Origin of the sequence: Gluconacetobacter takamatsuzukensis (assembly GCF_014174275.1) — a bacterium.
Classification (GTDB): Bacteria; Pseudomonadota; Alphaproteobacteria; order Acetobacterales; family Acetobacteraceae; genus Gluconacetobacter; species Gluconacetobacter takamatsuzukensis.
Map to the genome: position 1 here is coordinate 1 of NZ_JABEQK010000034.1, position 510 is coordinate 510.

Annotated in this window: 1 protein-coding gene; it reads left to right on the forward strand. The window is 70.4% G+C overall.

Annotation, left to right across the window (positions count from 1 at the left end):
- On the forward strand, positions 1 to 510 hold a 510-nt coding region (locus tag HLH27_RS16905; RefSeq protein ID WP_456305498.1), incomplete at both ends, for a hypothetical protein.

Sequence of the window (510 nt, forward strand, 5' to 3'; positions counted from 1 at the left end):
CTGATCGACAGCAGCAGCAACAGCACCGGCGCGGCGCCGCTCTCGGGCAGCGGCGGCAGCGCCGTCTACGGTGCCGACCTGCTCGCAACCCCGATGGCCCTGGCAGGCGTCGACGCCACGGTAACGGGCGCCACCACCTCGCTCAGCGCCACCTCGGTCACCCTCGACACCTCCGTTGCCCAGCTCAACGACGCCCCGACCATGGCCGGCGTGCCGACAATGCCGTCCGAGCCGGAAGACACGACCGCATCGCGCGCCCCGGGCAGCACGGTGGCCTCGCTGCTCACGCCCGTCTTCACGGACCAGACGGACCAGCAGCAATCCGCATCGAACAGCACGGGTTCGACAGCAAACAGCCTCGCCGGCATGGCCATCACCGGCGATGCCGCCAACCCGGCAACCCAGGGCACGTGGCGCTATTCCACCGATGGCGGCGCGAGCTGGACCGTCCTGCCGTCCGACCTCTCCAGCACCAACGCGCTGGTGCTCGGCAGCAACGTGCAACTCGAC